At 60.2% G+C, this 274-nt stretch carries 1 rRNA gene; it reads left to right on the forward strand.

Annotated features, from left to right (window positions below):
• Positions 1 to 10 precede the first annotated feature (10 nt).
• Positions 11 to 127, forward strand: a 5S ribosomal RNA gene (gene rrf / locus SCWH03_RS28410).
• The last annotated feature ends 147 nt before the right edge of the window (positions 128 to 274 follow it).

Raw genomic sequence — 274 nt, forward strand, 5'->3', positions numbered from 1 at the left:
TTCATAGAGTTTCGGTGGTCATAGCGTGAGGGAAACGCCCGGTTACATTCCGAACCCGGAAGCTAAGCCTTTCAGCGCCGATGGTACTGCAGGGGGGACCCTGTGGGAGAGTAGGACACTGCCGAACAATTGTTGTGGGGAAGTCCCGGATCTGCTGATCCGGGGCTTTTCCGCGTTTTAGGGGTGGTGTATCGCGAGCCGGTCGGTGGCAAAGCCGGAGCTGTGAGCGGCTGTGAGGCGCAGAAATCGCCTGGACAGCCGGTGTTGCCACGGG

Source organism: Streptomyces pacificus (assembly GCF_011766325.1).
Lineage (GTDB): Bacteria > Actinomycetota > Actinomycetes > Streptomycetales > Streptomycetaceae > Streptomyces > Streptomyces pacificus.